This is a genomic window from Brevundimonas sp., from assembly GCF_036677305.1.
In the GTDB taxonomy this organism is placed as follows: Bacteria; Pseudomonadota; Alphaproteobacteria; order Caulobacterales; family Caulobacteraceae; genus Brevundimonas.
In genome coordinates this window covers 1-4540 of the sequence record NZ_JAKFEB010000078.1, presented here as the reverse complement: position 1 = coordinate 4540, position 4540 = coordinate 1, and the positions used below count along the sequence as shown (strand labels likewise).

The 4540-nt window shown below is 68.4% G+C and carries 6 protein-coding genes; 4 read left to right on the top strand and 2 right to left on the bottom strand.

Annotation, left to right across the window (positions count from 1 at the left end):
• Both V6M42_RS04580 and V6M42_RS04575 read right to left on the bottom strand, forming a co-directional pair.
• A partial coding sequence (locus V6M42_RS04580) for a hypothetical protein (RefSeq protein WP_332677454.1) occupies nucleotides 1-587 on the bottom strand: 587 nt, incomplete at its 3' end.
• A 56-nt stretch (nucleotides 588-643) separates the two neighbouring features.
• Nucleotides 644-1336, bottom strand: a complete 693-nt coding sequence (locus tag V6M42_RS04575; protein WP_332677452.1) for a hypothetical protein — start codon at nucleotides 1334-1336, stop codon at nucleotides 644-646.
• 99 nt (nucleotides 1337-1435) lie between these two features.
• Between V6M42_RS04575 and V6M42_RS04570 the strand changes: the two genes are divergently transcribed.
• The 4 genes from V6M42_RS04570 to fusA form a co-directional block, all read left to right on the top strand.
• On the top strand, nucleotides 1436-1765 hold the full coding sequence (locus tag V6M42_RS04570; protein WP_332677450.1) for a hypothetical protein: 330 nt from the start codon (nucleotides 1436-1438) through the stop codon (nucleotides 1763-1765).
• Nucleotides 1766-2004: 239 nt separating this feature from the next.
• Entirely contained in the window at nucleotides 2005-2376 is a 372-nt protein-coding gene (rpsL, locus tag V6M42_RS04565; protein ID WP_055832311.1) for a 30S ribosomal protein S12, read from the top strand.
• 66 nt (nucleotides 2377-2442) lie between these two features.
• Nucleotides 2443-2916 carry a 30S ribosomal protein S7 gene (gene rpsG, locus V6M42_RS04560; RefSeq protein WP_055832312.1) on the top strand — a complete coding sequence of 158 codons (474 nt, stop codon included), beginning with the start codon at nucleotides 2443-2445 and terminating at the stop codon, nucleotides 2914-2916.
• 149 nt (nucleotides 2917-3065) lie between these two features.
• A partial coding sequence (fusA, locus tag V6M42_RS04555) for an elongation factor G (RefSeq protein WP_332677448.1) occupies nucleotides 3066-4540 on the top strand: 1475 nt, incomplete at its 3' end.

Sequence of the window (4540 nt, the reverse complement as noted above, 5' to 3'; positions counted from 1 at the left end):
TCGTATTCGGCCAGGCGGCGGGCGCCCTCGCGGGCGAAGCGGGCGTCGCGTTCCGGATTGCCCGTGCCCTCGATCGGGCGGGCGGCGGCGGCGCGCCGGCCGAAGCGGTCGTCGCAGATGGCGCGTTCGGCGGCGCTGAGCAGGTCGGGGGAGGCGCAGCCGACGGGGCTGGTCCGCAGGCCCTGGCCGATGCGGTCGCCCAGCGTGCGCGGGCGGACGGTCCAGCCGTCAGCCGGGGCCGGCGGCGCGTTGGGGGCCGGGGCCGCAAGGCGCGGGGAGGGGGGCGACGGGGTTTCGTCCTCGTCCTCGTCGCGCAGGTTCGGCGCGGTCATGGCGCGGGCCAGGGGCGGGGCCTCGACCTGGCGGGCCGCGACGGGCTGGCGCGGCGTCTCGTCGGCCATCAGGGGCCGTGGCTCCAGCTGGACGTAGACGACGGGGCCCTGGTCCGGGAGCGGGGTCCCAAGCCCCATGGTACGCAGGCCGATCCAGGCCAGAAGGCCCGCGTGCAGGAGCAGGGAGGCCGCGACGATCGCGGGCTTGCGCCAGCTTTCAGCCCCGGGCGGCCAGATCAGCTCAGGCTTTCTCATCCGCCCCTCTGCGTTCGACGTTCACTGGAGGTGGCGAGCATGGCGGCATTGGGGCGCTAGCGTTGGGTGAACAGGGATCGTAGTCCGGGATAGGGGCCTTCGTCGCGCGTATAGGCCCGCCAGGCGTCGTTCGCCTCGGCCTGACGGGCGAAAGCCTCGTCCCGGTCCTGGTTCGGCGGCGGTCCGGGATCGCGGGCGAGCGAGGCGCGCCGGGCCAGCCTTTCATCGCACAGCGCCTGTTCGGCCGTGTCGAGCAGACCGGGAGAGGCGCAACCGACGAGACTGGTGCGGAGGCTCCGGCCCATGCGGTCGCCGGGGGGGCGGGGATGAGCGGGCCAGGACAGGACGCCCACGCCTGCGCGCCGGGCCGGAACCTCCGGCGCGGACGCAAGCGGCGTGGGCTGGATCCGCCGGTCTCCCGCGTCGGCGGACCCCGTCGCGCCGGGCGCCTCCGTCACCCGCGTGCCGGCGTCGGCCATGGTCTCGACAGGCTGTGGGGGTCTCGGCGTCTCGCGGGTTCGGGCGGTTTCGCCTCGGAGCAGGGGTCGGGGCTCGATCCGGAGATAGATGAGCGGCCGCGGGAACATCGGATCGTCCAGGCCGCCATCGCCATACTGCCGGGGAGGGTCGAAGGCCTTCAGCGCCAGAGAGCCGAGGACGGCGGCGTGCAATCCCAGCGACAGGAGCACGATCGCCGGCGTGCGCCAGTACCCCGTGCGGGCGGGCCACAACCGGATCGGCCTTTTCATGCCCTGAACACCCGCCATACGCGTATCTGGCGTGCCGAGCGTGGCGGTATTGGGGCCGTGTGTGTTATCGCCTCGCCGGAGTGCGAAGGGGGGACGGCGATGCGGCGACTGGGGATCATGGCCTTTGCGGCCGCCGTTTCGGGCTGCGCCTCTCCGGCATGGGACGAGTCCAAACCGCAGCAGTGTCGCGTCCGGACGTCCTCGGTCACCCTGTCGTGCCTGAGCGCCCGGGACGGGGCCCTGAGCGATTGCCGCGTCGTCGAGGAGACGGTGCCCGGCTGCGGCTTCGCCGAGGCGGCGATGGAGGCCGCGGCCAGGGCGAAGGTTCGCCCGGGCGCAAACTGGCGCGAAGGCCAGAGGGTCAGCGTCACCACGCGGTTCCATGAGGATCGCAGCGCCGGCCTTGACCCCGGCCGCCCTCGCGCGTAGAAGCCCCCCACTTTCGAGGCTCCCGGTTCGCCGGGTTCCGGGATCGTGACAATTGAGCGGACGGGCTGTGCCCGCCGGAACGCCCGAAGCGCGCGTTCCGGTTTTTTCGTTTGGCGGTCGCGCTGTCGGCTCGAGATCAAACCCGGGGCGGCGCGTCAGCGTCGTCCGAAAAGAAGGCTCACCGGGGCGCTCCGGCCGAAAGGCACACGCCCCCATCGATTGAAGAGAACCGAGACTCCATGCCGACTATCAACCAGCTGATCCGCAAGCCGCGCCAACCGAAGCCGGTGCGCAACAAGGTGCCGGCCCTGAAGGGCTGCCCCCAGCGCCGCGGCGTCTGCACCCGCGTCTATACGACGACCCCGAAGAAGCCGAACTCGGCTCTGCGTAAGGTCGCCAAGGTCCGCCTGACCACCGGCATCGAAGCCGTGTGCTACATCCCCGGCGAAGGCCACAATCTGCAGGAGCACTCGGTGGTCCTGATCCGCGGCGGCCGCGTCAAGGACTTGCCCGGCGTTCGCTACCACATCCTGCGCGGCGTGCTCGACACGCAAGGCGTCAAGGATCGCAAGCAGCGCCGTTCGCACTACGGCGCCAAGCGTCCGAAGTAAGCGATCGCTCCATTCCATTCGCTGGTCCAGGCCAGCCGTCCGACACCGATTTAGAAGGCCAAGCCCATGTCCCGTCGTCACCGCGCACAGAAGCGCGAAGTTCTGCCGGATCCCAAATACAAGGATCTGATCGTCACCAAGTTCATGAACTACGTCATGTACGAGGGCAAAAAGGCCGTCGCCGAGAACATCGTCTACGGTGCGTTCGAGATCCTGGCCGACAAGAAGAAGGAACAGGAGCCCGTCGCTACGTTCCACGCCGCCCTGGACAACGTGGCTCCGGCCGTCGAAGTCCGGTCGCGTCGCGTCGGCGGCGCCACCTACCAGGTGCCGGTCGAGGTTCGCCCCGATCGCCGCCGCGCCCTGGCCATCCGCTGGCTGGTCAACGCCGCGCGCAAGCGTGGCGAGAACACCATGACCGAAAAGCTCGCCGCCGAGCTGCTGGACGCTTCGAACAACCGCGGCACCGCGGTCAAGAAGCGCGAAGACACCCACAAGATGGCCGAGGCGAACCGCGCCTTCAGCCACTACCGCTGGTAAACGCCTTCAAGGCGCCGCGTTCGGCGCCTATCTAGTGACTATCCGGCGCGGGCGGTTTGAGCTAAATCGCCCGCGCCCGCTTATCCGAACATCGACGATCTCCCCGAGGGCGCGCAACGCGTCCTGAACTCACTTCAAGGCACGCTTTCATGGCCCGCACGCACAAGATCGAGGACTACCGCAACTTCGGCATCATGGCCCACATCGATGCGGGCAAGACGACGACGACCGAGCGGATTCTGTTCTACACCGGCAAGTCCCACAAGATCGGCGAAGTCCACGACGGCGCCGCGACCATGGACTGGATGGACCAGGAGCAGGAACGCGGCATCACCATCACGTCCGCCGCGACGACCGCCTTCTGGAAAGAGAAGCGCCTCAACATCATCGACACCCCCGGCCACGTGGACTTCACCATTGAAGTCGAGCGTTCGCTGCGCGTGCTCGACGGCGCCGTGACGGTGCTGGACGGCAACGCCGGCGTCGAGCCGCAGACCGAAACCGTCTGGCGCCAGGCCGACAAGTACCGCGTGCCGCGGATCGTCTTCGTCAACAAGATGGACAAGATCGGCGCCGACTTCGACGCTTCGGTCCAGTCGATCCGCGACCGTCTGGGCGCCAAGGCCGTGCCGATCCAGTTCCCGATCGGTTCGGAATCCTCGCTGTCGGGCCTGGTCGACATCGTCGCCATGAACTCGGTGGTCTGGGACAACGACGCCCTGGGCGCCAACTTCACCGTCGGCCCGATCCCGGACGACCTGATGGACAAGGCCGTCGCCGCCCGTCAGTACCTCATCGACAACGCCGTCGAGCTCGATGACGAGGCGATGGAAGCCTATCTGGACGGCACCGAGCCCTCGCTGGAAGTGCTGAAGAAGTGCATCCGCAAGGCCGTGCTGACCGGCGCCTTCTACCCGATCCTGTGCGGCTCGGCCTTCAAGAACAAGGGCGTGCAGACGCTGCTGGACGCCGTCGTCGACTACCTGCCTTCGCCGGTGGACATCCCGCCGACCCCGGGCATCGACTTCAAGACGGAAGAGCCGATCGTTCGCCGCGCCTCGGACGACGAACCCCTGTCGGTCCTGGCCTTCAAGATCATGGACGACCCGTTCGTCGGCTCGCTGACCTTCTGCCGCATCTATTCCGGCAAGATGGAAACCGGCATGGGCCTGCTGAACTCGAGCCGCGATCGGAAGGAGCGCGTCGGCCGCATGCTGCTGATGCACTCGAACGACCGTCAGGACATCAAGGAAGCCTACGCCGGCGACATCGTCGCCCTGGCCGGCCTGAAGGACACCCGCACCGGCGACACCCTGTGCGATCCCCTGAAGTCGCCCGTCATCCTCGAGAAGATGGAATTCCCGGCGCCGGTGATCGAGATCTCGGTCGAGCCCAAGACCAAGGCCGACCAGGAGAAGCTGGGCGTCGCCCTGGCCAAGCTGGCCTCGGAAGATCCCTCGTTCACCGTCTCGACCGACCACGAGTCGGGCCAGACCATCCTCAAGGGGATGGGCGAGCTGCACCTGGACATCAAGATCGACATCCTGCGCCGCACCTACAAGGTCGACGCCACGATCGGTCAGCCCCAGGTCGCCTACCGTGAATCGCTGGGCCGCAAGGTCGA